This window comes from Paenibacillus sp. MDV22-iso6 (genome assembly GCF_058408365.1).
The window spans coordinates 124,919-151,325 of record NZ_JBZVDZ010000014.1 but is presented as its reverse complement, the minus strand read 5'-3'; the positions used below and the strand labels follow the sequence as shown (position 1 = coordinate 151,325).

The 26,407-nt window shown below is 46.9% G+C and carries 22 protein-coding genes; 6 read left to right on the top strand and 16 right to left on the bottom strand.

Going from position 1 to position 26,407, the window contains the following annotated elements; genetic code table 11:
• Window positions 1-129: 129 nt before the first annotated feature.
• Genes AC4PM4_RS28775 through AC4PM4_RS28760 form a run of 4 tightly spaced genes read right to left on the bottom strand, consistent with a single transcriptional unit; the run spans window position 130 to window position 2,832 of the window.
• Window positions 130-1,254 carry an SGNH/GDSL hydrolase family protein gene (locus AC4PM4_RS28775; protein WP_491615157.1) on the bottom strand — a complete coding sequence of 375 codons (1,125 nt, stop codon included), beginning with the start codon at window positions 1,252-1,254 and terminating at the stop codon, window positions 130-132.
• Between the two features lie 51 nt (window positions 1,255-1,305).
• Window positions 1,306-1,788, bottom strand: a complete 483-nt coding sequence (locus AC4PM4_RS28770; protein ID WP_491615156.1) for an SRPBCC family protein — start codon at window positions 1,786-1,788, stop codon at window positions 1,306-1,308.
• A 53-nt stretch (window positions 1,789-1,841) separates the two neighbouring features.
• Window positions 1,842-2,210 (bottom strand): DUF4180 domain-containing protein, encoded by a 369-nt coding sequence (locus AC4PM4_RS28765; protein ID WP_090809326.1) that lies wholly within the window; start codon window positions 2,208-2,210, stop codon window positions 1,842-1,844.
• 25 nt (window positions 2,211-2,235) lie between these two features.
• Window positions 2,236-2,832 carry a TetR/AcrR family transcriptional regulator gene (locus AC4PM4_RS28760; RefSeq protein ID WP_111620270.1) on the bottom strand — a complete coding sequence of 199 codons (597 nt, stop codon included), beginning with the start codon at window positions 2,830-2,832 and terminating at the stop codon, window positions 2,236-2,238.
• Between the two features lie 206 nt (window positions 2,833-3,038).
• Here AC4PM4_RS28760 and AC4PM4_RS28755 point away from each other — a divergent pair, with 206 nt between their 5' ends.
• Window positions 3,039-3,797 carry an MBL fold metallo-hydrolase gene (locus AC4PM4_RS28755; RefSeq protein WP_491615155.1) on the top strand — a complete coding sequence of 253 codons (759 nt, stop codon included), beginning with the start codon at window positions 3,039-3,041 and terminating at the stop codon, window positions 3,795-3,797.
• Window positions 3,798-3,836: 39 nt separating this feature from the next.
• Here the strand turns inward: AC4PM4_RS28755 and AC4PM4_RS28750 are convergent, their stop codons facing one another.
• Window positions 3,837-5,156: a sensor histidine kinase gene (locus tag AC4PM4_RS28750; RefSeq protein ID WP_491615154.1), complete on the bottom strand. Its 1,320-nt coding sequence runs from the start codon at window positions 5,154-5,156 to the stop codon at window positions 3,837-3,839.
• 203 nt (window positions 5,157-5,359) lie between these two features.
• Here AC4PM4_RS28750 and AC4PM4_RS28745 point away from each other — a divergent pair, with 203 nt between their 5' ends.
• Window positions 5,360-5,857: a DinB family protein gene (locus AC4PM4_RS28745; protein WP_079697042.1), complete on the top strand. Its 498-nt coding sequence runs from the start codon at window positions 5,360-5,362 to the stop codon at window positions 5,855-5,857.
• 251 nt (window positions 5,858-6,108) lie between these two features.
• Window positions 6,109-7,179 (top strand): SDR family oxidoreductase, encoded by a 1,071-nt coding sequence (locus AC4PM4_RS28740; RefSeq protein WP_064641544.1) that lies wholly within the window; start codon window positions 6,109-6,111, stop codon window positions 7,177-7,179.
• 60 nt (window positions 7,180-7,239) lie between these two features.
• Here the strand turns inward: AC4PM4_RS28740 and AC4PM4_RS28735 are convergent, their stop codons facing one another.
• From AC4PM4_RS28735 to AC4PM4_RS28705, 7 genes are all read right to left on the bottom strand, one after another.
• Entirely contained in the window at window positions 7,240-7,614 is a 375-nt protein-coding gene (locus AC4PM4_RS28735) for a winged helix-turn-helix transcriptional regulator (RefSeq protein ID WP_063565814.1), read from the bottom strand.
• A gap of 24 nt (window positions 7,615-7,638) precedes the next feature.
• The gene (locus AC4PM4_RS28730) at window positions 7,639-8,064 is read right to left on the bottom strand and encodes a MarR family winged helix-turn-helix transcriptional regulator (protein WP_400348121.1); all 426 of its coding nucleotides are present in this window, start codon (window positions 8,062-8,064) and stop codon (window positions 7,639-7,641) included.
• A 67-nt stretch (window positions 8,065-8,131) separates the two neighbouring features.
• Window positions 8,132-8,866, bottom strand: a complete 735-nt coding sequence (locus tag AC4PM4_RS28725; RefSeq protein WP_063565812.1) for an SDR family NAD(P)-dependent oxidoreductase — start codon at window positions 8,864-8,866, stop codon at window positions 8,132-8,134.
• 40 nt (window positions 8,867-8,906) lie between these two features.
• The gene (locus tag AC4PM4_RS28720) at window positions 8,907-9,722 is read right to left on the bottom strand and encodes an SDR family NAD(P)-dependent oxidoreductase (RefSeq protein WP_491615153.1); all 816 of its coding nucleotides are present in this window, start codon (window positions 9,720-9,722) and stop codon (window positions 8,907-8,909) included.
• A gap of 241 nt (window positions 9,723-9,963) precedes the next feature.
• Window positions 9,964-11,589: a rhamnogalacturonan lyase B N-terminal domain-containing protein gene (locus AC4PM4_RS28715; protein WP_063565810.1), complete on the bottom strand. Its 1,626-nt coding sequence runs from the start codon at window positions 11,587-11,589 to the stop codon at window positions 9,964-9,966.
• Between the two features lie 535 nt (window positions 11,590-12,124).
• On the bottom strand, window positions 12,125-13,090 hold the full coding sequence (locus AC4PM4_RS28710) for an SMI1/KNR4 family protein (RefSeq protein WP_072733888.1): 966 nt from the start codon (window positions 13,088-13,090) through the stop codon (window positions 12,125-12,127).
• Between the two features lie 102 nt (window positions 13,091-13,192).
• Complete coding sequence (locus tag AC4PM4_RS28705; protein WP_491615152.1) at window positions 13,193-13,723, bottom strand: GrpB family protein; 531 nt, start codon at window positions 13,721-13,723, stop codon at window positions 13,193-13,195.
• Window positions 13,724-13,857: 134 nt separating this feature from the next.
• On the opposite strand from AC4PM4_RS28705, the gene AC4PM4_RS28700 reads away from it, so the two are divergent.
• Complete coding sequence (locus AC4PM4_RS28700; RefSeq protein ID WP_079697036.1) at window positions 13,858-14,325, top strand: anthrone oxygenase family protein; 468 nt, start codon at window positions 13,858-13,860, stop codon at window positions 14,323-14,325.
• 21 nt (window positions 14,326-14,346) lie between these two features.
• On the opposite strand, the gene AC4PM4_RS28695 is transcribed toward AC4PM4_RS28700, so the two are convergent.
• Both AC4PM4_RS28695 and AC4PM4_RS28690 read right to left on the bottom strand, forming a co-directional pair.
• Window positions 14,347-14,964 carry a hypothetical protein gene (locus AC4PM4_RS28695; protein WP_491615151.1) on the bottom strand — a complete coding sequence of 206 codons (618 nt, stop codon included), beginning with the start codon at window positions 14,962-14,964 and terminating at the stop codon, window positions 14,347-14,349.
• 311 nt (window positions 14,965-15,275) lie between these two features.
• Entirely contained in the window at window positions 15,276-17,843 is a 2,568-nt protein-coding gene (locus tag AC4PM4_RS28690) for an S-layer homology domain-containing protein (RefSeq protein WP_491615160.1), read from the bottom strand.
• 255 nt (window positions 17,844-18,098) lie between these two features.
• Here AC4PM4_RS28690 and AC4PM4_RS28685 point away from each other — a divergent pair, with 255 nt between their 5' ends.
• On the top strand, window positions 18,099-20,447 hold the full coding sequence (locus AC4PM4_RS28685; protein WP_491615149.1) for a helix-turn-helix domain-containing protein: 2,349 nt from the start codon (window positions 18,099-18,101) through the stop codon (window positions 20,445-20,447).
• A gap of 18 nt (window positions 20,448-20,465) precedes the next feature.
• Entirely contained in the window at window positions 20,466-22,082 is a 1,617-nt protein-coding gene (locus AC4PM4_RS28680) for an extracellular solute-binding protein (RefSeq protein WP_491615148.1), read from the top strand.
• 87 nt (window positions 22,083-22,169) lie between these two features.
• Here AC4PM4_RS28680 and AC4PM4_RS28675 read toward each other — a convergent pair whose 3' ends face one another.
• Both AC4PM4_RS28675 and AC4PM4_RS28670 read right to left on the bottom strand, forming a co-directional pair.
• Window positions 22,170-24,269 (bottom strand): TerD family protein, encoded by a 2,100-nt coding sequence (locus tag AC4PM4_RS28675; protein WP_491615147.1) that lies wholly within the window; start codon window positions 24,267-24,269, stop codon window positions 22,170-22,172.
• A 398-nt stretch (window positions 24,270-24,667) separates the two neighbouring features.
• The gene (locus AC4PM4_RS28670) at window positions 24,668-26,173 is read right to left on the bottom strand and encodes a malate:quinone oxidoreductase (protein WP_491615146.1); all 1,506 of its coding nucleotides are present in this window, start codon (window positions 26,171-26,173) and stop codon (window positions 24,668-24,670) included.
• Window positions 26,174-26,407: the final 234 nt, after the last annotated feature.

The window sequence follows — 26,407 nt, the reverse complement described above, 5'->3', positions numbered from 1 at the left end:
TTTCTCATCTAAACTGAATTTAGGCAAAAAAACTGCACCTCCATTGTTAGTCGTGTCTAACAAATGGGGTGCAGTTCACTCTAATTCAAGAGAGGTCTGGCTCTTCCGATTTCAAATGTAAATTAAAATTTATTTTAAAATTTCCTTTAGATATTCCGCTAACGCATCAGCAGTCCTTCGATGAGATATCTCACCCGGATGACTTCTGGCGCCTACCGTCTCCTCGGTCGTATTGGGAAGCTGTATCACCGAGACTTTCGTATCTCCAGCCTGTTTCGTATAAGCGTCAACAGCACGATAAATCGCTGGCATCATCGGGAATCCAAGCATGCCGTATGCCCATACGAGATGCGCTTCTGGATTATTTTTTCGAAGTCGATCTAGGAATCGGGTCACGGCATTCTCAAAAGCAGCCAGATCCTCTTCATGGTAAGTCTCGTCTTCGTTCAGGCGTTGCTTGTAGACCTTTCCAGTAACGGGGTCCTTCCATTCTGGTGTCTGAAAGGCTCCTCCATCATTGCTTCCCAGATTAATCACCACTACATCCGGCTGCCAGGAATTAAAATCATGCTTATCCCCAGCGCCAAGTGCTGCGTTCTTATCTCCGGTCACCAATCCACAGACTTGCTCGTAATAATCAGGGATATTGGCATTCGGATTGTTATCCCAACTCGTCAGCACACCCCAGCCGCTCTGGGAGATGACGCGGTATTCTGCATTCAGCGCTTCTGCTGTCATGGCCGTATAATTATGTATGGCACTGAACCACATCGGAATCCAATCCTCTTCCGCTTTGCCCCCGATCGCACCTTCTCCAGATGTAATACTGTCGCCGATAAATTCAATCTTGTACGGTTTTTCCTCTACAGGCACGAAGACACCATCTGATTTCACCGCATGAATCTGCAAGGAACAGCCCGGATCTCCATTCATGGTCTGTACATCTTTGACGATGCGTACATTTTTCACCACATTCTCGTTCATTCCTCGGAATATGCAGACCCAATACCTTCCTGCTATTAACATCTGTCTGCTCACCGGGACTCCGTTAATCAGAATGCTGATCCAAGGTTCATACAGGTCATAATCAGACTCGATTTCTACCCACAACTCAGAGCCTTTTACATGAAGTTCAACCGCGCTTCCGGTCCAAAATAAGGTTAAGGGCGACCGTTGTCTTGTCGTTCTGCCATGTACTTTAAGATTGCTGACATCAGACAACGCATACGTTTGTAATTTCTCATTAGCCTTCACGATGTATTTCCTCCCGCATAATTATTGCCCCAACAGGGCAGTCTCATATGACTAGATTTTGAGAAAATCGTCTACATGCTTCTGGTATTGCTTGTACCAGATTTTCCATTCTGCTTCACGAGATTCCAAGGTACGACCATCCAGTAATGCCTCAATGACGTTCAGGCAGACATGCCACCCCGCTAAATCTTTAGGTGTATGGCTTGTGATGTGATGGATGGTTTCGAGCAGCAGCAGACGACATCCATTCGGCTCTGGATATAGCTCAAACCGAACCCGGTCTTCTGCCCAGGTATATTCGAGAACAGAGCCAGGGATAAGCTCGATAATGTTGAGTTCCTTAAAGGTACCATCCGGCATATTAAACTTGATGCTTCCACCTTCCCGAAGATCCGTTACTTCGAGTTCGGAGAACCATTTTGCAAGCTTTTCGTTTTCGGTCAAAAAGGACCATACATCCTCCACAGCGTGCTTCGAATGACGTTCAAAACAAGCCATGGTGCAGTTCGGTACTCGCTTCAAATCTGCAATCATAATGGTACCTCCTCCATAAGGATAGATCATGACTTACCACTCTAAATATGAAATTAATCGATATTATGCAAAGCCTGAAGTGCTTCCTCTTTGTTTTTCAAAAAGAAAACATGCTTGCCATGGTTGCACTCATAGATGAAGTCTCTGAGGCTTTTGCTGTTGTATCCGTCAAAATCTCCGACTATGGCAAGTTTAACCTGGTAATTCACATATTTCTGCAAAATATCACCTGCAAGTTTGGTCTTCAATTCGAAGAAATCTTCGGTGAGGTTGGATTTATCAATCAAGATTTTATGAGCGTCATCTGTGTAGTTCACGGAGGCCATCAGATCGAGAGCATCTTGAACATTGTTAATAACGACGTCATTACTTTCGATGATGGCAACCTTGGAGCTGCCCTGTTGATCAATGATTATATTCATTTTAACCCACATTCCCTTTATTACATTATTGGATTAATATTCGGTCATCCATAAATTGAGTGATATGAAGTACGGCATGCCGAATATACTTGCTATCTTCATAAAGCTTGCTTAACATAACGCCTCCCTCAATAATGGCGATGATGTTGCTGCTCACTTCCTCCAGTGCAATATCTGCCCTGAATTCCTTTTGCTCCGTACCCTGAATAAGGACCTGTGTCAGCTCATTCAGCAGATTGTTCATGGCATGCTGTGCTCTTTCTTTCAGCAAAGGGTGTGCATCATCACTTTCAACCGCAGTATTTAGTAGGGGGCATCCCCCTTCCAGCGTATTGTTTTCCATCATATCAATATAAACACCGCATATGGCGAGTAGTTTGTCTTTGGAACTTGTGACGCCTTCAAGAGCCTGTGAGTGGAATTGCAGCATCTGTGATACCGAGTAATCAAAAGCAGCCAGTGCTATCTCATCTTTACTTTCAAAATGATTATAAATCCCGCCCTTGCGAACGCCACAACGTTCTATAATCTCAGACAGGGAGGCACCGGTGTATCCCTTCGTGTTAAAAAGTGCTGCCGATTCACGAATAATATGTTCTTTGGTGATTTGGCCTTTGCGCACAATGCTCCCTCCGTTTCCATTCATACCGATTGGTCTTAAAATATCATACGCCTATGGCTTAATACAAGCACGCATTCATACGTATGCTGTACATGAAAACAAAAAATCAAGGATGTTGCATGAGAAGCACGGTTTATGTTATTTTAAAACAGACCGGTCGGTATTATTTTAACAAATATATGTTATATCTAAGGAGAATTTCCGCCATGACGCTAACCATTCAACATATCCGCCATGCCACCTCCCTGATCACCATACAAGGGAAAACGATTCTGCTCGATCCAATGTTAAGTGATGCGGGAGAACTTCCGCCTATTCCCTTCACACGTCATATTCGTAGAAACCCAACCGTCCCCATATCTGTGCCTCTAGAAACTTTCGAACACATTGATGCGATCCTCGTTACACATTTGCATGTTGACCACTTTGATAAAACGGCAAAGAAGATACTCAATAAAAAGATACCTGTACTTTGCCAGCCGGAGGATCAACAACGCATTATATCGTGGGGGTTCGAGAATGTATTCCCTATCGAGCAGTTCAGACACTGGGAGGGTATAGATTTTACAAGAATTCGTGGTCAGCACGCAAAAGGGAACATCTCCAAACTACTTGGCCCCGTATCCGGGTTTATCCTGAAGACACCTGACGACGGATCGTTGTATATTGTGGGTGATTGTGTCCTTACAGATCAGATTAAGCAAGTGTTCGAGCAGCACAAACCCCGGATATGCATCGTCAATGCACCCAACGCTCAACTGTTATTTGGTTCCATCATTACAATGATACCCGAGGATATCGGTACAATCCTGAAGATTTCACCTTCCACCAAAGTTGTCGCTGTACATATGGATGCCATCCGACATTGCACTTCATCAAGAAAGGATCTATTACAGTATATAGAACAGCAGCAGTTATTAGATTCAGTCGTGATTCCTGAGGATGGAGAATACATTTACTTTTGAAATATAAAAAGACTGGCACAAAATAACGCCCTATATTCATCACCCACGATCTGGATAGAAAGCGTCGTCTGCACCGTCCTCATTAATAAGATTGGCTTTTGGAATGGATACGACAAATGTGGAGCCCTTTTCGCCTTGCGGCGCCGATTTCACGCTAATTCGGCCTTCCAGAGACTGAACGATATCACGTACATGGGACAGGCCAATTCCGGTTGCTGCAATGCCCACTTCATTGAATTTGGTTGTATAACCCGGTTCGAAGATCACGTCTCGCTTTGCCTCGGGTACACCTTTCCCAGAATCGATGACTACAAATTGCACATCGGCTCCCTCTTCCAATACTCGAATCCGAATCGTTCCGTCGTTCTTAATAGCTTCCACGGCATTGGCGATCAGATTATTCATTACAGTTAAGAGAGGAACATAGTAAGGGGAGTCGCAATCATATTGTTGCTCGATATGGATTTCAATCTTTTTGTTCAACATTTCACTATATTTCCGATTTCCCTTGGTCGCAAAGTTCAGTACCTCGGAAAGGCTCATATTCACTGATTTTTCACTATCGTACAATTTCAACAGACCTGCAAGGATACGTTGGGAGTCTTTTTTGACCTCATGAATCTGTTGAGCAATGCCGAGCGTCCGCTGGCTGTATTGGTTCAAGTCCTTCTCTCTGAGATCGCGATAAAGGTCGTAGCTGTCCACGGCAATGCCTTCAATCGTATTCATGGCTTTTTTCAGATAAAAGACTTCACCGTACAGACCTGAGTTAACGCTCAGCATCTGCTCCATCCGCTTCTCCTGCTCAGCATGCAGCAGTCGCATCTGCCTCACCGCAAAACTGTTATACAGCCCGATGATAAAGTAACTTCGCAAACCACCGAGCACCAGCAGATAAAGCCATTCTTTCATATAAAAGATATTGGTCCCACTCAACACACCGCGAATGAATAGCTCCACGAGATTCGAGGAAAAATCAATACACGTAATCAATCCACCTAGTACAAGAGGCGGTATCTCATGGAATCTGTTCTTGAGTTTGCTGAGGCCATAGGTGAACACGACATAATACATTCCCGCGCCCAGATTATCCTGCATGCTTTCGATGATCGAGATCGAATTCACATGATTCAGTAAGTCAGCCGATTGAAAAATGAAGTTCGCAATCCCCGCCAAAATCCCCGTCTTCACATAAGACAGATGCGGCATAAGCATCAGCAAAAATAAAAGTATACTTACACCCAGACCAATCCGGAAGTAATCTTCTCGAAAAGGATTTATTTTAAAAAGCGCTCCCACAGCTGTAGCAAAAGCAACTGCAGTCATTTGCACATTTTCATTACGAACCCAATTGCGCATCTTATCCCACCCACCATAATCCCAATTAAGCGCCAAAGCTTCATTCGCACTTCTGATTTTAAAAATACTAACATATGAAGAATCCTTTAGAAATCCTGTGACTGAAAATAGTTACACATTTTGATTTCGCAAAATTTAATTGTATACTATTAATTACACATCCATTAAGCTCAACCAGATGAACAAAGAGAGGATGATTTCACATGTCGGAAACCAATCAACTGTTCGGACAAGCCCTAGTCAAATCACTAGTCGGAGAACGCGGACATATTCGTATTGCACGCGCTCTACCGGACATTAGCGTAGAACTAGCTAGTCGCAAACATGAACATATGCCATACAGTATCTATCAATTGGTGAAACATATGCATTACTGGCAACAATTTATGTTGGAGCATTTGGAAGGAAGAAAGCCGCAGCTTCCAGCGAATGTGATGGAGAGTTGGCCAGAAGATACGGGTCCTCAGGATGAAGCAGCGTGGGAGGCAGATATTCAGGCCTTCCTGGACGGGGTAGATCGAGCAGTAACGATTGCCGAAACGGTGCAGTTGGATGATTCACTGCCGTATTTCCCAGGCGAAACCAAAGCCGGACTTTTGCGCAACATCGCATCTCATAACTCCTACCATCTGGGCGAGATTGTGCTGCTGCGTCGCTTCTACGGGGCATGGCCACCACCAGGAGGCGGTTTCCCAGCGTAACCCTATTTACATCCGATCAATTGGACGAATTTACAGACACATACATCTAAGCTGTGAAAGGACGATTGTTCCTTTTACAGCTTCTTGTGGTTATAGGCAAGTGACATCCATTGAAGTGCAGATTATAACGCTCATATCCTGCTCCAGGCTCATATGTTACTTCAAAGTACGTATATGACTTTGAGGTGCGTACTTCTCATCCTTCTTTTTCTGACCCACAATATGAACAGAAGAAGAGAGGAGCATGTCCATTGAAAACCGAACAATTGGTTACCCGTTACACCGCGCTTGTCATCGGTGCTGGAGGTGTCATTGGAAGAAACCTCATCGATTATCTGATGACACTTCCGCAATGGGATATCATTGGTGTATCTCGCCGCGGAGGAGAAGATGCCCCCAAGTTACGTTATATATCAGCTGATTTACTGAACGAAGCAGACACACAAGACAAACTGAGTCATTTAACGACCGTTACGCATATTTTCTACGCCGCGTATCAGGATCGCCCAACCTGGGCCGAATTGGTACAGCCCAACTTGGCCATGCTCGTCAATGTGGTGAATACCATAGAACCGATCGCTCCAAATCTCCAACATATTAGCCTAATGCAAGGTTATAAAGTGTACGGTGCACATCTGGGTCCATTCAAAACACCTGCCAAAGAAACAGATGCACATCATATGCCCCCTGAATTCAATGTCGATCAGCAAATGTTTCTCGAGAATCGGCAACCCGGAAGTAGCTGGACCTGGTCAGCCCTGCGCCCGTCCGTTGTATGTGGATTTGCCCTGGGCAATCCAATGAACCTTGCCATGGTTATTGGCGTTTATGCGTCTATCTCCAAGGAGCTTGGCTTGCCACTTCGATTCCCGGGGAAACCAGGAGCGTATCATTCGCTTCTTGAAATGACTGATGCCACATTGCTGGCTCATGCAACTGTATGGGCAGCAACCGAACCTCGCTGTGCCAATCAGGCATTTAATATCACCAATGGCGATCTGTTTCGCTGGAATGAGCTATGGCCCAGAATCGCTGCATTTTTCGAATTGGAAACCGCACCTCCACTCCCCCTCTCACTTGCAACAGTGATGGCAGATAAAGAAGATCTTTGGAAATCCATGATTGAAAAGTATGGTTTGGTAAACACCCCTTATGATGATGTCTCTTCCTGGGTATTTGGTGACTTTGTCTTCTCGTGGGATTATGACTTCTTCGCAGATGGTTCCAAAGCTCGCCGCTTCGGATTTCATGATTTTATTGACACTGAGGCTATGTTTATGGATATTTTCAGAAATCTACGTGAGCGCAAGATCCTTCCGTAAAGTAAATAAAATGCATAATAAGCCGATTCGTGAATTCCAGAATCGGCTTATATAAGTTCCTCAACGGTCCGTAGTAGTTGGCGGCTTAAACAGAATTTTTCCTCGATCACCATAAACATTCTCCACGTGTATATCGCCCCACCTACACATCAGATGAAGAATCTCTTTAAGACTCCACCCATACTCTGTTAATTCATACTCCACTTTAGGCGGGACCTGGTGATGGGAAATACGGACAATGACCCCCGCCTCCGTTAGTTCACCAAGTTGCTGAGTCAACACTTTCTGGGTGATTGCAGGGATCAGCTTCATCAGCTCACCATTACGTTTCTTGCCAAAGGTAAGATGGAATAGAATAACGGGCTTCCACTTTCCCCCGATCACTTCAAGAAAAGCTTCAACTGCAGTGTTATATACTTTGAGCGGTTCCTCCATATCACCCTCTGTCTCCCTTCCAGGCTATTTTTCAATCTCCCGATTCATCTTCTCAAAAATGTTTACTAATTGGGCACGATCTTCTTCGTTCAGTTTCTGGAATAAATTCTTACGCAGCTTCTGCCCCTCCAAGATTGCTCTTTCAAGGACTTCGGCCCCTTTGTCGGTAATGCTCAAATATATTATGCGTCGGTCAGCCTCATCTACGATCCTGACGGCTAATTTCTTGGCAACCAGCTTATCGGCTAAATAGCTGAGCGTTGGCGGAGTCAGGCCCAATTGTTTGGCAATATCCGAAGGTCGGCTTTTTCCATTTTGATTGAGATGACTGAGTACAAGCACATGAGAGACACCGAGGTCCTCATTAAACGATTTGTTCCACTGTATAATCAATTTATTGGTGAAATTGTCCATGTTGTGTATAAGCTCAAAAATGTTCTGTTCTTCCATGTGTTCCTCCTCGCAAAAATAAAACAACAGCCCTTATTCAACTTAAGGGCTGTCATCATTTTACACGCTATTGGGCTGAGTATCCACCATCGATAACCAGCTCAGATCCTGTAATGTACGAAGAATCATCCGAAGCCAGGAACAGTGCAGCGTTGGCAATATCGATAGCCTGCCCCAGACGTTGCAGAGGCGTTGCCTGAATGAGTCGGTCAAGCAGTTCCTTCGATGTGTTCAAGGCTTGCGTCATTGGTGTTTCGATGATCCCCGGGAAGAGTGCATTCACCCGAACACCTTGACGACCAAAGGTTGTCGCCGCTGCTTTGGATAATGCGCGTACCGCGCCTTTGGATGCCGAATAGTGGTTAAAGCCTTGTCCAATCAATGCGGTGTATGAAGAAATATTGACGATGGAACCTTTCTTTTGTGCTGCCATATAAGGAGCTACATGCTTCATACCAGCAAATGGGCCAAAGCCATTAATGGAGAGCATTTTCTGCCAATCCTGTGCATCAATCTCCTCAAATGGCTTCTCTGAAGAAATACCTGCATTGTTGACCAGAATATCAATTTTACCAAACCGTTCGTTAACTACTTTCGCTAATATCTCCCAATCTTCATCGGAGGAAACATTCAACTTCATTCCGTACACATTCTCTTTTTGGCTTGCTTTCTCCAGCGCTTCCTCATTAATGTCTGCAGCAATAACGATGGCGCCTTCCTTTGCAAAGAGATCAACCATGCCTTCACCAATTCCTGATGCTCCACCTGTAATGATAGCTACTTTATTATCTAATCTTCCCATATGAAACGCTCCTAACGTAATTTATTTATACGATGCTGCTTTAGTTGCTAGGCGTATTGTGTGATTTCATAAACTCTTCAAAATCGGGAACGGTTGGGTTGGCAATATAATGGCCGCCCTCAACCTGGATGGTCTGACCGGTAATGAATTTGGACTCATCTGAGGCCAGGAATACGACGGTGTATCCAATATCATCGGGTTCCCCGTGATAAGGCAGTGCGTTATATTTCGCGAACATATCCAATACATCCGGAGGCATATTATTCTGGGCTGCCGGGGTCAAGATCAATCCAGGTGCGACAGCATTGCAACGAATGTTATGTTTGCCATATTGGGTGGCAATATACCTTGTTAGATTCACTACTCCTGCTTTTGAGGCACCGTAAGCAACCCGCACCGCATCGCCTGTAAAGCCAGCCATGGAGGCCGTATTAATGATGGAACCCTCACCCGCTTCAATCATATGAGGGATGGCGAATCTACAGCCGAGCAACACGCTTTTCAGGTTCACGTTCATCAGCCGATCCCACTCGTCCAGATCTACGTTAACCACGTCCAAATCCTTCTTCAGGTTAGTCAGGCCAACGTTGTTGAACAGACTCGTGAGCTTACCATATTGCTGCACCGTAAAATCCACAGCTTCCTTAATCGAAAATTCATCTCCGGCATCAACAAAAACGGCCACTGCCTCTCCGCCTTGAGCCTGAATATCCGCTGCCGCTTCTTTTGCACCATTGACATTGAAATCAGCAATAACGACTTTTGCTCCTTCTCTCGCCATCAATTGGGCTGCGGACAATCCTATTCCAGAAGCGCCTCCAGTTACAAGGGCTACTTTGTCTTTCATTCTCAACATGGTTCTCAAGCTCCTTTCATAAAGAAACCGAAAATAAATAACAGTTCTAATATTTAGATGACTAAATATTAGATGTCTAAATAATAGCAGAGGAATTGTCTTTCTGCAACGCATACGGCCCTGTATCCTTATTTTGGATGCCTTTAGCGAAGCAAGCGAAGTGTTTAAAATGGGAATGGAAAAACCGGATAAGAATAACCTTATCCGGTTGGCTTAATTTGATCATGTAGTTGACCCATTTTTAATTCAACAATTCAACACAGTCATACACCCACCCGGCACTTAACCAATTGCCCAAGTCGCTGGAGCCGCTGATTGGCGTAATGGTTACCGTGTTGGACCCATTAACAAAATAGGATGCCGGTATATTCCAGGAAAAGGTTGTATTGTTGCCTCGGTAGGTCCCAATCGTAAAGCTACGAGAGTTCGGTTGGGAGGAGGCTGCCGGATTGGTTAACGTCTGACCGTTAATCGTTACGCTGGGTCTTCCATTGTTGTATGCTGCCGTAATACCGATGTTAAGAACATGCGAAGATGCAGCTTGAGAAGAGTTTAGGCTAAAGGTAACGGTTGTGGGCGAGTTTTGTCCCCGGAACTGAATCGCTGGAAACTTGTTGGTTGCACTGCCAGTGGCATAACTGACGGGTCCCCAGCTTGGATTACGGCTATCGGAAGGATGACGGATCGGAATTGTCTGGCCGTTCAGGAACTCTGACGGTGTACCATCCCAATTCCCAATGCGCCAGATGCTGGATGCTTTACTTGGGTCATTGTTGATCGTACGCGTATTCAGCGTTGTCGTTGATCCTCCAGTGACGTTCACACTTTCCGTATAGACGGCTAGTTCCCCCTTATACACCGTCATGGTGTATGTACCTGGAATCATGCTGTATTTGGCAGCTGCCCCACTCGAAGAGGCATTCACCCAATATTGGGCGTTGCTATTGGCAAAACCAATCGTATATGCATAACCCGTATCTATACCAGAGAGTCCATTAAGCACGATATTACCTCGGCTGGATACCCAACCTGTCAGATTTAGACCCGACATCCAGCTAAAATCAGGTACACTTGGCGTTGCACCGGTGGTGAAAATCAAGGCATACGGTCCATGCAGACCCATACGCCAATTTTCGGTCTGGGCATGTCCTGAATTCATGTAATTGTAGACCTCCGTATCTCCACCACTCTGGAACTGAATATCACGGAAGAACGGACCTCCCGAGCTCTTCTCTCGGTCGCCATAGGCCATAAACACGCCCACACCATTCCCCGTAACGCCTCGAATGGTCAGATCCTTGGCCTGGTCGTTGCCGTAATACTTCGAGGTACTCTGTCCGTTGGCGTAACCAAAAACATCCTCGCTCTCAATCGCGCCGGTGTTATTCCGATTATTCGAGTTGGCCGGAACCCCTGTTAACACGCTGCCGTTACCCCGGAAAATATAGCGCAATTCACCCACAGACGGTTCTGCTGTGACATACGTTGCCATATAGATAATGTTCTCACCGCCACGTGATGCATAGTATTGGGTAAGCGTGCTGGTTGAGATGGTGATCAATAGGGTTGATCCCGAAGGAGATGTGTTCCAGGTTACATTGGCAGAGCCCAAACCAGAGCTGATATGGGACCCCTTGCTGGAGCCGTTCAGCTCTGTTCCGTTCATTTTGGCAGATATGATATCGCCATTGGTTTTATTCACCGTGTATACCAGACCTGCTCCTGTGTTCACTTCAATCCTCGACCCGTTATCCGTAACATTGATGGTGGCTGCGTGTCCGGTGGATGTTGGATATAATACCGCTGCTGCCATCATCACCATTAAAAGAAACGAACTGAATCCCTTCTTCACTAAACGTCTGCTCACGAGCTAATCCCTCCCTGGAATAGTTTTTTTTAACGTTTTCGTAATGGGCCAAAATCAGATTTAAATATCGTATATGTGATAGCTAAATCAAAATTAAAGCGCTTACATTATAACGTATGACAAACGAGCCTATGTCTCATCTCGGTATTCGTGATGCATGCGGTATATCCATGTGGGTCAACTTTCTTCCCTATCGTCCTCTTATGACAACACCTCCTGTATAGGAATAATCTGCAACTAACTTACTGGCAATATCATTAAAATAATACCATTATGTTACATAAAGTGGCAATGAAAATAGCTATCAGCCTGCCGTAATCTCTCTATGTTTTTTGTATCTTATACTCCTTACGGGCAATGTGGATTATGGCTGAGCTGCCTGAACGCAGCTAAACAATACATACGGTGATCTCACCATCAACATTACGTCCTTCTTCTACCGCATGGAATGAGAGGATTTCAACTGAAAAAGCTGCATCCTTTGTGACGGATGCAGCTCTTCAATATTTTGTATAACAGGAAGCTACAACCTTCTTTACAGTGAACCCTCAAGGTTTGCAGGTTGATTTCCCTCATTCACCAGACCTTGAATAAAGGTCTCAACATTGGGCGCAAGCCAAGTGATCTTGTAGCCTTCTGCTTTATTTACATGGACAACCTCGGGCTCACCGGCATTGCCGGATTCACGATAATCCAGCATCACGACCTCTGAATCGGAAGGGCACTCACACAGAATGACACCGATTTCGGGGTACCCCCCTTGTTCGATGATCACCCGGCTTCCAGCTTCTCCACACAGTGAATGTGCCTTTTCCCGTCCAATACCCAGGATATTCGATATTTCAACTTGAATCTTCCCATCATTCTCCGCCTGACTAACCGGAAAATAACGATAGTGGGGAACACCACCATTATGTAGTTTCATCATGTTCACATAGAATGTCGGCAGCTTGAACACCAATTGATCCTCCACTGCTTCAATTTGCTCTTCAGTAGGTGGGGACAACACATATTGATCGACGTTTGCTGGACTGTCATTCCAGAAGCTCGTCGATTCGGCATGGATACCAGGCGCAGCTTCGATGGTGATTTCAGTCACCGAGTGGACTGTATCCACGGGCTCCTCTACCACTTCTTCTGTAAGCTTGTCTGCTGTTTTATTCCGAATCCATTCCAGGAACTCCTGTGTATCCTCATCTCCCGGCTCCAATCGGTCCGCTGCTTCGAAAGCTTCACGCGCGTTCTCATATTGCTCCAAATAATAATACGCCAGACCAATGCGGTAATGCCAAAGCGGGTCATTTTGTCCCTCTGCTTCAACCGACAGGAATTGCTCCACTGCCTCCTGGTAACGCTCCATATTATTCAACGCTCTACCCAGATGGTTGACCAGAATATAATTCCGCTCCTCTTCCGGAACCTCTGTAATCGCATCTATAATCTCTTCATAATCATCCTGTTCATGCCAATCCTCTAGCCGTTCCAAGAGTTCATCATTCATTGATCTTGCCTCCCTGTCTTATTCGTTGTAGAAATTATATCATTTAGGCGCTGCCCACTCCAAAAAAGGCGATTTCCACCAACTTAGCTCCAGATGAAATGTTCAACTTTCGGGACGATAGAGTGTCTCATTTAATATCTTTGTGACGAACGCGGTTTTATTGTCACAATAACGATCGATATCAGATCGATACTGCTCTGCTAACCTGATTTTTAATTGTTGGTATTCATTGCTCGCCATCTCATTATCTCTTAAATAGTCTCTTAACGCGATATGTTCCAGATACCCTTTTCCATCCTTAGGACAAACATATAAATGATACTTCATATGTTCATCTTGATATGTCCTTTGAAAGGCTTCTCTTCCCTCAATGCCGAGATTCCCTTGGTATTCGTACCCTTCTAGTGCCAACCGCTTAATAATCTCTGGGAGTACATCATAGCTATCAATGACAACATCCAGATCGATAACGGGTTTAGCTGATAAACCCTCAACCGATGTACTGCCCACATGCTCTACTCTTAGAATTAAGTCACCAATATATCTAATTATCATTCCTTTTATCTGTTCAAAAGCGACTTTCCATTGCGGATCGTATGGAACGACCTCAATAATAGGTGTTTTTTCGGCCATGATGATCCCCTCCCTAAATCCATGGTATTCGTTATCCATTATCTCCCCTCGTTCATGTTGAATTCACAATTGTGTATTACCGTTAAACAATACTTCAACTACAGTCGTCAACATTCACGAGGAGGATATTCCTTATGTATCAGATCATTATTGAGTTTGTAAGTATCTTTCTAGCCGGCATCCTGGCTGGTGAAGAGTTTGTGGTACGGTATGGAGTGCATGTGTCCCTGGCTAAGCTGGATGAACCTTCGCAGATTCGGGTTCGACAAGCACTAATACTAAAATTGCGTTTACTTGTACCTGCCATTTTTCTACCCACGGCCATTTCAGGCGTTGCAGTACTCATAATGAGTGGTTCCGAACCCGGATTCGGCTTCCGCTTGGCAGGCGTTCTTGCTTTACTTATATTTATTTTGACTACACTTATCGGTACCGTGCCTATTAACAAAGGTGCACTCGCCTGGAATCCCGATGCACCACCACGCAATTGGAAGCAGTTAGTGAGAAGATGGGAGCGATTAGATGTGGTTCGTTCTTCGGCGGCAATTTTGGCTTTTGTGTTCTTCTTGACGGCAGTGGCGCTGCAGTTAGTCGGGAATTAAAGCGGGCCTAGCTGCCTATTCTTATTTTGTATTCATAACAAGAGAATACTTATTGAAAATCCATGAGTCCTTCAACTCGTTTACAGCACGTTGGCTGACACGAACGGATGGCTTCTGCTCTTGCATGGCATCTACTCCAGGTGCGGAGAAACGCAGCAGTTTGGTGATTTTTTCAACTCCACTCGCCACCTCTTCATAAAACGCATAGGTTAACGGCAAATGCTCTCGAATATCTTCGTATATATAGTATTTCCCCTTCTCATCCTCCAAATTGATCTGATAACCTTTGGGGAGCGACAGGGTAATGCACGGTAATTCATCCTCAGCCCATTGTCCAACATAGGGGAAGTTAATTCCTTCGTTTTTGACGAAAAATCCGGAATTGTGCTGATCCAGCGTAATCAATACTGAATAGGCGAGATATGGGTGATACCCCTCCCTTTTCTCTGCCGCGGTAAAAAAATGATAAAATTGCTCATATCCTTCAAGCACCTGATTCGTATCATATTGAGTCTGATCATAACTAGGACGGATAAACTTTGCTCGTTTCTGCTCAAAAAGTGCCAACAAGCTTTTGAATTCATCCGGTGTTATGAAAAATTTCAGTTTATAAAATCCACTGTGTTTTAATCGATCCAATTAGCTCACCGCCAAATATAGACTTATAAAAACCGATCTCGTTTGCAACGTCAAATCTAGGATGCAGTTTGATACCTACTTCCACAATTTCAACATATTATCCTGCTAAGGAAGCTCTATTCCTCCCTTACCCTAGGATGAGTGTTTGTATCGGAACACAGGACATTCTCCATAAGTAAAAGTAAAAGGGCAAAAACGGTTCGCATTACACGAACCATTTTCGCCCTTTCGAATTTATTAAGAAATGCTATTCTCTTCAACCGAGTCTTCCACTCTCGCTCAGAGCATACACATTCTTTCAACCACTATGTTTACAAACCTTCGATCAGTGCCTTGATTGAGCTGTCACTCTCCAGTGCACGGATGATAATCGTCACAGCTTCAGCACGTGTAGCTTTGCCGCTCGGCGAGAACACGGAAGAGGATAGCCCTTGCACCAGATTGGCGGATGAAGCCTGGGCAATTGCCGCCGCTGCCCAGTTACTGCTGTCCACATCACTGAAGCTGGTCGGAGCACTAGTTGCAAGTGCATTCAGATTAAGCACACGAGCAATAATCGTCACCATCTCAGCGCGGGAGATCGTCGCATTAGGTTTGAAGTTGCCGTCTGCATAGCCGGTAATGACTCCCTTGTCAGCCAGAGCGCTGATATATCCGGCTGCCCAGCTAGACTTCGTATCTTTGAAGCTAGCCGAAGCCGAATTCTTGCCAAGGCCAAATGCCCGGGCAATCATTGCGGTAAATTCAGCTCGGGTGACGGACGCATTAGGCCGGAACGAACCATTCTCGTAACCATCCACCATGCGTAATTTCACGGCAGCACCAATACTTCGGTTGGCCCAGTGACCAGAAATACCGCTGAATGTCTTTTGTTCATTTTTCGTTGCCGCTATGGCTTCATTAACTGTCTTCAGTACCGTTTCCTGGCTCACAACACCTGATTTGAACGGATTAACCTGTGTTGCTGGCGGTACCGTTGGTTCTGTTGTAGGAGGTGTGGTAACCGTACCCGAATCTGTTCCAGAACCTGTTGATGGTGTGGATGGTGTTGGTGTAGTGACGGAGCCACCACCTGTACCAGGTGAAGTCGGCGTTGTTGGCGTAGTCCCCGGATTTGTTGTATCCGTAATCGCCAGTGCAATGCGGTTGCTCTCATATTTCACCTGGGCATTATATTTGCTTGGCAGGCCATCCACCTGAACAGAGGCGAACTTTCCGCTTTGCTGATTGGCGCCATGGCTTACAAGCGTAATCTCACCCGCACCAGGTACATAGCTGCTGGCAAAATTCACATGCAGTGCTCCGGCGGAGTTCACCGTACCTTTAACGTCGAGCACGTCATTTGCGGAAGCCACGTTGAGCTCCAGCGTACCGTCAGCAGCCTGCACGAAGTTGCCTTCAATGTTCCATTTGCCAGTTACGCTCTCCGTAACCGTCCCCCCGTTGTTGACCACATCGCCACTACCGAACGCAGTAGCTGTATCACCTTCCAATGTGCCCGCGCTAACCTGAGTACCTCCGGAGTACGTATTAGCCCCCCGCAGTTTCAATGTACCGCTGCCTTCCTTCGTCAGCTTGCCGGTACCGGAGATGTTGTTCCGCCAAACATCCACCGTGTTAAAACCACCCTTGCTGGCATCCATCACTACCGTTACATCACTGTTGAATGCGCCATATCCGTCTGCCGCAGCGAACAGATTGAGGCGTCCCCAGCCTTCGGGATCATCCAATACAGGGTAGCCGGATGTAATTCCGGTTGTCGCCAGTACAGCACGACGCTGATCCGCACTAAGATAAGGCTGTCTGGTCTCAAGCAGCACCTCTGCTCCTTTAGGGACTGGCATAGGCTCCGTTGTGGAACCGATCTGCGGGAAGCCATAAGTCAGACGTTGGGTATACTCGGCCTTGTTTTTCTCGTAGTCGGTAAATCGGTCTTCTGCTGTTCCGGTCTCCTTCAGCAGTACATTATGCGCTTGATCGTAAGCTGCCTGCTTCAGTTCAGCATTCTCCGGATCATTCAGAGCACCTGCTGCGAGGGCAGTTGCAAGTACACGACCGCCCATGACATCCAATGGGGAGTGCATTCCGGCAACAACTCGGTTGTTGCCCATTTCCGAAGCACGGGTTACCAACTCCTGAAAACGTTCAGGCACGGCATAAGCGAATGCAATTGCGGCAAGGTAGGACGCATTGGTATGCCCGCTCGGGAAGCCGCCGTCCGAGGCCGCCTCTGCCTCATCTTTAATTGCTGGTCTCAGCGTTGGCACGACAACCTCATGAGTATTCAACCAGCGGAACGGACGCATATAACTGAAGAAATTTTTGGAAGGGTTGGTTGACGCCGCATTACCGCGCAGGGCTCCGACCAGATCAACCATTTTACCTAGATCGGAATCGGAATTTCCGGCTTTGTTCGTTGTATTACCGTCGTCATACTTCTTCGTTGTGGCATCGTCCGGGATGCTCGTAATGGTCGTATATGTTCCTGATTTTTCACGATATACATCAGCCAGTGAACCCAGACCCTCGGTTGCACCGTAAGTTTGATTTGTACGATCGGTATAGTACGCGGCGTCCTCCTCCGCTTGAGTGCGGTTTGCTGCGATATCCGCTACATATTGAATGTTATAGTCCAGTATGTCGGGTTGAACCTTAGTGCCATTGTTCCAGGAAGAACCTGGTGTCCAGAGATCCAGGAACTTGGACAATGTGCCAAGGGCCGGGTTGGTCTCAAGTGTAGTGTTCGATGAGTTATTATTCTTATACGTATCTACAAAATAACCCCAAGCCGGCTCCTGCGGTAATGGAACTTGCGAATCACTTGGTGCCGCAAGCACAGCAGTTGATGCAATTGAATTGGATATGAGCACGACACCCATAGCAGCGGTCAACATTTTCTTTTTGTTTTTGTTGGCTTTCGTTTTCAAATCTTTTCGACTCCCATCGTTTGGTAGTTGGTCTCGAATCGGTCTCAATGTAGCACCCGGCACGTTTAACCAGCAATAAAACAATTTCGCCATTGTATCAATTTCGGAGCAATATCGCCTGTTTTCGACATTTAACATTCCCTTCATATAAATCGTGAACTTTGGTGGAATCAGGTAGTGTATAATCGTCGCCGGGAGGAATGCCTCATGAAAAAATGGAGCTCCGCATGGGCGGGTTTGGCGATTTCGTACGGTTCCATCGTGGTCGTCATTGTGCTGCTTATATGCTCTTTCTTCTATATCTATTTCTCGCGCAGTTACAATGAGGAATTGCAGAACAAGAATCAGCTGATTCTTGAAAATACAACACGAACCATTGAAGGAACGATCCTGCAAAGGGTGCAGCAGATCTACCTGGACTTGTCACTCGACAAGTCTGCGGATATTCGACTGTTCGCGGAACCATCTACTCGAAGCGGGCTAGACAGCGTCATTGACCTCCAGGAGTTACTTAAGTCCAAGGTTGCCGGCAACGCGGACATGATTCAGGCCATACATCTTTATTATCCTGGACAAAACATCATGCTATCGTCGCTATACGGCCTGCGCTATAACGCCGATCAAGGGGAAGGCTCGGCTTATTATTCAGATTGGCTTCAGGATATGCGGGCCAGCAAGCAAAATAGCCTGTGGACGGCTTCACGTCAGGTACCGCAGGACATTTTCTCCAGCGTGCCAGGTGGCACAGCTGACAGTAGCAACGCCCTGTTGACGTACACGCACAGCTATCCTTTTCAGTCCACAGGCGAAACCGGTGATGTCTATATTGCAATAGATGTAAAAGAAAGCGCGATTAGCAGCATTATAGAGAATATGATGCCCTCACAATACAAAAGCACATTTATCGTTAACCATATGGGTAACACCATTAGTAATGCCAATACCGACACTCTGGGGCAGCCAGGCGAATACGTTGCGAGCATCAAGAATGCACTACAATCTGGAAACGCGAAGGGCAGCTTTGACGACAAGATCGACAATACATCGGTTGTTGTGTCCTACCAGACCCTGCCTTCGACAGGATGGACTATCTATAGCGCAATGCCGGCCAGCTTCTATTATGAGCAGTCGATCATGGTACAGAAGCTCATCCTCGGCATCTGCATGATCGCCATCGTGATCGGTCTGGCGCTGTCAGCAGTTTTGCTCAGAGCGAATTACAGCCCGATCAAACGCCTCGTCAGCCGGATTAAGGACCTATCCGGACCGGCAACAACGCATATTACGAATGAATACCGGCTGATCGACAGTGCCTTCATGCAATTAAACGATAAGGTGAGCAGCCTTGAGGAAACACTGCTGGCGAACAGTCCGGCAATCAAGCATAACGCTGTACTGAATCTGCTGCATGGCGGCTATAGCCGAGAACAGTGGGCAGAAGAACGGACTGCACTGGGCATCTCACATCCATATCAAGCATACAGCTGCTTGCTTCTGAATACCGGGGTAGCCCATATGGGACTTAGCTCGGAGAATCTGCCATCCGTCATATCGAGATTTATCCATGGGCTGGAGTCGCTACCCTTGCCAGATAGTCACCTGATTGCCGAGGAGCTGCCGGACAAGAAGCTGGCGGTTATTCTGTGTACGGATATAGCGTCTGGACCGCTGCTAGACAAGCTGTCCCAGCTTCTATTGTCAGAGGCACGACAGCAGTTCCAGCTTGATATTCAGCTGTCGTTAGGCTCCTGGGTGCAGGAGCTGGCCGATGTGCATAGAAGCTTCAGCGAGGCCCAGGCGTTGATGAAATACGCTTATTTCCTGCCCGATCTCTATATCCTGAAGGATCGCAGTATTCTCCAGCGGGAGCACAATATGGATGAAATTCCTCAGAGCATGCTTGCCAAGTTCAGGGACAAGCTTCATGCCAGGCAGCCGGATGAGGCCGTTGCCGCCGTTGACCAGTTCATTGCCACGATGAGGGAAGGATTATATCCCGCAGACTATTGCCATTTTATGCTGGCGAATGCGGTATTCGTCTACTCGGATGTTGTGAAGAACGTTCGTTACAAGCATCCCCTTCAGCTCGGTCATCCCGATCTGTACCATGAGTACATCAGTATCGCCAATATCGTGGCATATCGCGACTGGCTGGTGGAGTCGATCACGGTATTTATCTCCGAAACGGAGAAACGGAACAGCGACCGGGCCGTTTCTACCATCGGGCTCGCCAAACAATATATTGAGGAGCATCTGTCCGAAGATCTGTCACTGGAGGCCGTAGGAGCGCAGGTGTTCATCAGTTCCAAATATTTGAGCAAGCTTTTTAAAGAGGAGCTTGGCGTTACCTATACTGACTATGTCACCTCCCGGCGGATGGAACGGGCCAAAGAATTGATTGAGAACAACAACATGACTATTGAACGGATCGCAAGCTCCGTCGGCTACGGAACCACTGCCTATTTCATTAAACGGTTCAAGGAAATGTACGGCTGTACGCCGGGCCATTATTTACGCAAGACTGCTTCGGCAGGAATCGCGGATGCTGGATCTTAAGATGAGGAAGGGTTGCGGATGAAAAAAAAGGGATGGCTGTGCGCTACAGTGCTCCTCGCAGTGCTGATTCCGGTAGGCATGATCAGTATCCTCAGCGGCTGCGATCTGCCACTCGGGCAGAAGACCACAACGGATAAGCAAGAAGCCAATTCGGCTTCCCCCAATCCGCGCTACCACATTTCATGGACGATGCATCAGAATTATCCGGTGCCGGAGGATGCGGAAATGCTCAAGTACGTGGAGGACAAATTCGACGTCGATCTCGATGTGTGGAATCTTGAAAATAACAAATATGAATCCCTTCTCGACATGAAGCTGGCCGAGGGTGCCATTCCCGATCTGTTCCGTATCCGCCAGCCGCAGGACCTGCTGAAGTACCAGCAGCAAGGCGTACTGGCCGAAATTCCTGTTGATATGCTCAACACATACGCCCCAAACCTGATGCGGATCATCCGGGAAAATGCGCCTGCTTACGAAAATGCCGGAAGGATTGACGGAGCCTATTATGGTATTCCCGTCATTAATCCGACCAACATCTATCGCACCCCGGTCGTTTTCCGGCAGGACTGGCTGGACAAGCTCGGTCTGTCGGTTCCGCAAACGCTGGCTGATTTTGAGAAGGTAATCTATTCCTTCACCAACGATGATCCTGACGGCAATGGGATCAAGGATACCTATGGCCTGTCCAGCGAAGGCATGAACGTTGTATTTGGCGCCTTTGGGCAAATTGTTTTCGCGGATCAGCTTTACTTCAGCATGAAGGATGGAGAGCAGGTCATCGGTGCCCTTCAGCCCGAAATGAAAGAAGCACTGCAATATTTACGCAAATGGTACCGGGACGGCGTGATCGATCCCGAGTTTATTACCGGGGAGAATAAGGGCAGCTACAAACACCTATCCCACGCCTTTATTAACGGCAGAATCGGAATGACATCGATGGGCAATTATTATCACTGGATTCAGGATGGTGATTACCTGGACTGGAGTTATGGTTCGAATGGTCATGCCGTAGAGACTCCGGTGCAATCGACCTTTAACGTGAAGGAGCTGACCGCCAAGAACCCGGAGGCCCGGGTGGTGTTCGGCAGACCTTTTACCGGACCATACGGGCAGCGCGGCTCCAAGGGATACGATATGTTAATGAGCTTCACAGCCATCGGCGCCGACGCTGTTAAGGAACCGGGCAAGCTTGCGACGATCCTTCGAATTCTGGATGATGTCAGCGCAAACCCTGATCCGAACGAGGCAGCTACCATGGCCTTCGGCGTGAAGGGCAAGCACTGGACTTGGACTGATACGTTTCCGCAGAACACGGTCATTCTGCCTCCGTACGATAAGATGTTCAGTTATCAGAACGGAATTGGCGCCAATTTGGGCATGACCGTGCCCCTGAAGCAGACCGGACGGCGAGAGCAATGGGCTTCGACCCTCGGCCTAGATCAGGGTGGTATCTACAACTCACTTGAGGTAGCAACCCCCTCCCTTGCCAAAAACGGAGCAGAGCTGATCAAGCTGAAGAACAAGGCCTACATCTCCTTCATTACTGGCGAGAGACCGCTGAGCGAATTTGATGATTTCGTAGAGGAGTTCATGGCCGCAGGCGGCGCGGAAGTACTAAGCGAAGCGAATGAGTGATTGATGTGAATGAGTGACTGAACCGAAAAAAGAGCAGCTCCTCGCTGCTCTTTCCTGTCTCCGCCCCCATATTCACATGTGATGGGCTTAAGTCAAATATTCCGCCATAATCTGCTCGATATCAAACGGGGTAATTCCTTGCTCCACCGAATAGATTGTATCGGCCTGATCCAACGTATCCACCAGTTCACCTCTGGCCTTGGCATGAAGCATGAACAAGTCGTATAGGTCCGGTTTGCGTAGCGTGGTCAGGGCTTTGCCCATCAGGACCATCCCTTTTTGATTACCCTCCACATTATTGTAATATTCCGGGTGCCTAGTCAGCGCCAGATCCGTCCAGATTACCGTACGCTCCACCAAATCCATAATGACGGGAATCGCGATCTGCGTATCTGCTGTGATATCAATCTTGTTCGACACCGTGGACGGCTCGAAGATCTCGCCAGAACCCGGCTTCTTCCGCATCATCCAGCCCACAAAGCATTCCGGCAAATCGCAATATGGATGACTCGTAAAGGAAAGCAGACTCGCCACCACATAACGTCCACCATAATCAACAATTGACGGAATATGCAGGTCAATAAACTCACTTGCACCATGAGGCGCTGTCACGATATCCCCGCTGTGAACAGCCTTGTAGTTGGATGAACGCAGATTCGTATAGGAGATGTGCTCTACATAGTTCCAGTTCTCATCGTACATCACCGCAGACAGATCGATATCCACGCGCCCCGTTGCTTGACCGTTCACGGTCCCTTCCTTCCACCAGTTGAAGAAACGAATCGTATCTCCCTCGGCCATCGGCACCCGGCTTCCCCGAACAATCGTATGAAGGGCCTTGCTCGCCGATCTTTGGGAAAAGGGAACCAGATAATCATGGAGCTGTGGATCGACATACGTCTTTCCAAGCGAAGGAAGGGCGGCGAAACGCTGCACCAGCGCCTGCTCACACATCTGCACGACGGCACAACAAGTGTCATCGTCCATCTCGGGAAGCTGATTCGGAATGGCGAAAGCCTTCGCTACATTGCCTTTCGGGAAGAATACACGTAGATCCTGCGGCTCATTACGCCGGGCAAAATGCTGCTTTACCTGCAATAATACCGGGGTTGATACGTGCTCCAGAATTTCTCCGAACGCCAGCAATACATATTCCTTATCCGTGGTAGAACGCAACAGGTGATCCAATCTTCTCGCAAATTCACCAGGGCGCTGCTTCAACAGCTCAATCAAACTCCACACATTCTGATATTGGAAGGCCAGCTCCACACTTCCGTTAAAGGTCGTAAACGACTTGTTATTACGCAAAATATCAAAAGCTTCCTCGCATCGTGGGTACCGCAGCTTATATTCAGATGGATGCAGAATTTCGCCCAGACGAATCCAGCGATCCTTATAACGGAGCATGTCTTCCGTAACCGAACCGCACTGTTCCAGAAGACCAAGCAACAGGCGTCTCTCACGCCGCTTGAATTTGCGAAAAGGCAAAGCTAGAGCCAAGCTGACATCCCCACCCGACCAAGCCACAGCGAGACGAAGCACATCGGTTGCCGTTCGGAAATACGGGCCGATTCGGTCGATATTGGCCTTTTCATACGTTAATAACGAAGCTACTACGAACCCCACATTTTCCTTAAAAGGAATCTCAGATGGCAACAGCGCATCTACTTCATCCGGTTCCGTATGTTCCAGCACCGTATCGATATCTGCTTTGTCCGTCTCCGAGATGGAGCCGTTGGCTTCGATCAGTTGGCGGATGAGCGTCTGGAAGTCAGCCTTGTTGCCGAGGCCAATGACTTTCAGGTTTACTTTATCCAGCAAAGGTACCCTTTCCAGCGGTTCACGAATCGGATATACCAAGGTCAGATAATGAAGGATAGCATTCAGGTAGAGTTCCACCTCATCTTCCTCCATCACCTGCGCCGGGAATCCAGGGTACATCGGTTTGTAGTCCACATGTGCACCGACCATGATTCTCAGATCAGCCACAACCTGGGCCATCAATGCTTCAAATTGTTCCTTGGATAATGTTCGCACGGCCTGCATCAACTCATCCGAGAATGTGTATCCAAGCGTTTCTATATTTTTAAGGGCAGTCGCCAAATAAACCTTCGGCAGCTGTTTCTCCCCTTGTTCTTGCTCGATCATGAGTTTCATCGCTCTGCGCAAATAGATGGTATTGTTCATGATAAAAGAGTCCAGGAAAGCCATATCCCTACAATTAGTGGTCTGCTGTAGAAGGAAGGAATATGATAGCCTGGACGCCTCCTCTCTGAATTGAGATCTTCAGGAAAGCGGCAACCCTAAGTTCGCCAATGAATTAGAAGGAAGGATCGCCCTAGCCTGAAGGCCAAAGGTCCGAAGCTTGTGACCCGAACCTTTGATGAACCCATCATCTCAGATTCCACGATCTCCCAACAGGGCGAAAGTATTACGACTGAATAACTAAGGGTGAATTCTCCGACTTGCATAGAGTAGTTCTGGAGGGCGGCATACACTAATGGTACATAAAAAAGAGCTAAGCACGGTTTTAGCCGGCTTAGCTCTTTATCGCACCTACTATAGATCAGGCCGCATATATCTCGTTACATCCGAACGACTGATTTCTCAGCTGTCAGCCCAAGCACCCGAGCGGTTGAAGCATGTACTTGGTTTAGAAGACTAAGATTGTCAACCAGTGATTCGCCATAGGAAGGAACCATTTCCTTGATCTTTGGTTCCCAGGCATCCATATGCTGCGGGAAGCACTTCTGGAGAATCTCCAGCATCACGTGAACAGCAGTTGAAGCACCCGGTGAAGCTCCGAGTAATGCTGCAATCGAGCCATCCGCCGCAGTGACTACCTCCGTGCCGAATTGAAGAGTTCCTTTGCCGCCTTGAGCCGTGTCCTTAATCACCTGCACACGCTGGCCCGCCAGTACCATATCCCAATCCTCGCTCTTGGCATCTGGAACAAAGTCACGCAATTCGGCCATGCGTTGTTCCTTGGATAACATGAGTTGTTGGATCAGGTATTTGGTTAGTGAAATTTCTTTGACGCCTGCCGCGAGCATCGTGAGCAAATTGTGCAGCTTCACGGAAGTAATCAGATCGGCATTGGAACCTGTTTTTAAGAATTTTGGCGAGAACCCGGCAAACGGTCCAAATAGCAGCGACTTCTGATTCTCAATAAATCGGGTATCCAAATGCGGAACAGACATTGGCGGAGCACCCACCGAAGCTTTTCCATATACTTTGGCATGATGCTGTTCCACGACTTTCGGATTTTTGCACACCATGAAGATGCCGCTAACCGGGAAACCGCCAATATGTTTACCTTCAGGAATGCCGGATTTTTGCAACAAATGTAAGCTGCCGCCCCCTGCCCCAATAAACACAAACTTCGCTGTGTGGCGCTTAACAGCACCACTGCCCAGATCTTTCACTGTTAATTCCCAAGATCCATTGCTTGTGCGTTTCATATTCTTCACGCTATGTTGGTAGTGGATATCCACGTTTTGGCTCTTTAAGTGTTCCATTAGCATACGCGTTAAAGCACCAAAGTTAACGTCCGTACCGGAGTCAATTTTGGTGGCTGCAATCGGTTCATTGCCCGTGCGGTTTTTCATCATCAGCGGAATCCATTTCGCCAGTTTTTTCTTATTATCCGAGAATTCCATGCCAACGAATAACGGATGTTTCGATAACGCTTCAAAGCGTCTTTTTAGAAACAGGACATTCTGCTCTCCATGTACATAACTCAAATGAGGGAGCGGCATAATGAAGTCCCGCGGATTACGAATCAGATTGCTTTTGACGAGATAGGACCAAAATTGCCTTGAGATTTGAAAATGCTCATTCACCTTAATGGCTTTGCTAATATCTACGGATCCGTCTGGTCGTTCAACGGTATAGTTAAGTTCGCACAATGCTGAATGCCCGGTTCCGGCATTATTCCATTCGTTGGAGCTTTCCTCCCCCGCACTGGCGAGCTTCTCAAAAACCTTAATATTCCAGTCTGGTGCCAATTGTTTAAGCAAAGTTCCCAAAGTTGCACTCATAATTCCGGCACCAATCAAGATAACATCTGTACTCGTTTGTCCCTGGCTCATGTCTACCGTCCTTATATCCTATATTTGCCAAAAGGATGTAAGCGTTATCGATTTGGCATTGCAGCAAGCCCCATTCTTGAACAGGCCCGCCCCTTCTCTGAATGATATAACCTTGATCTAGTGTATCAATAATATGGATCAATTTAAATATGCAATTTGAAGATATTTGCTATTCCATCAGTATACGCTAGTTTATGTCAGATAGATAACCCGGTTATAGGGCTGAAAGATTAA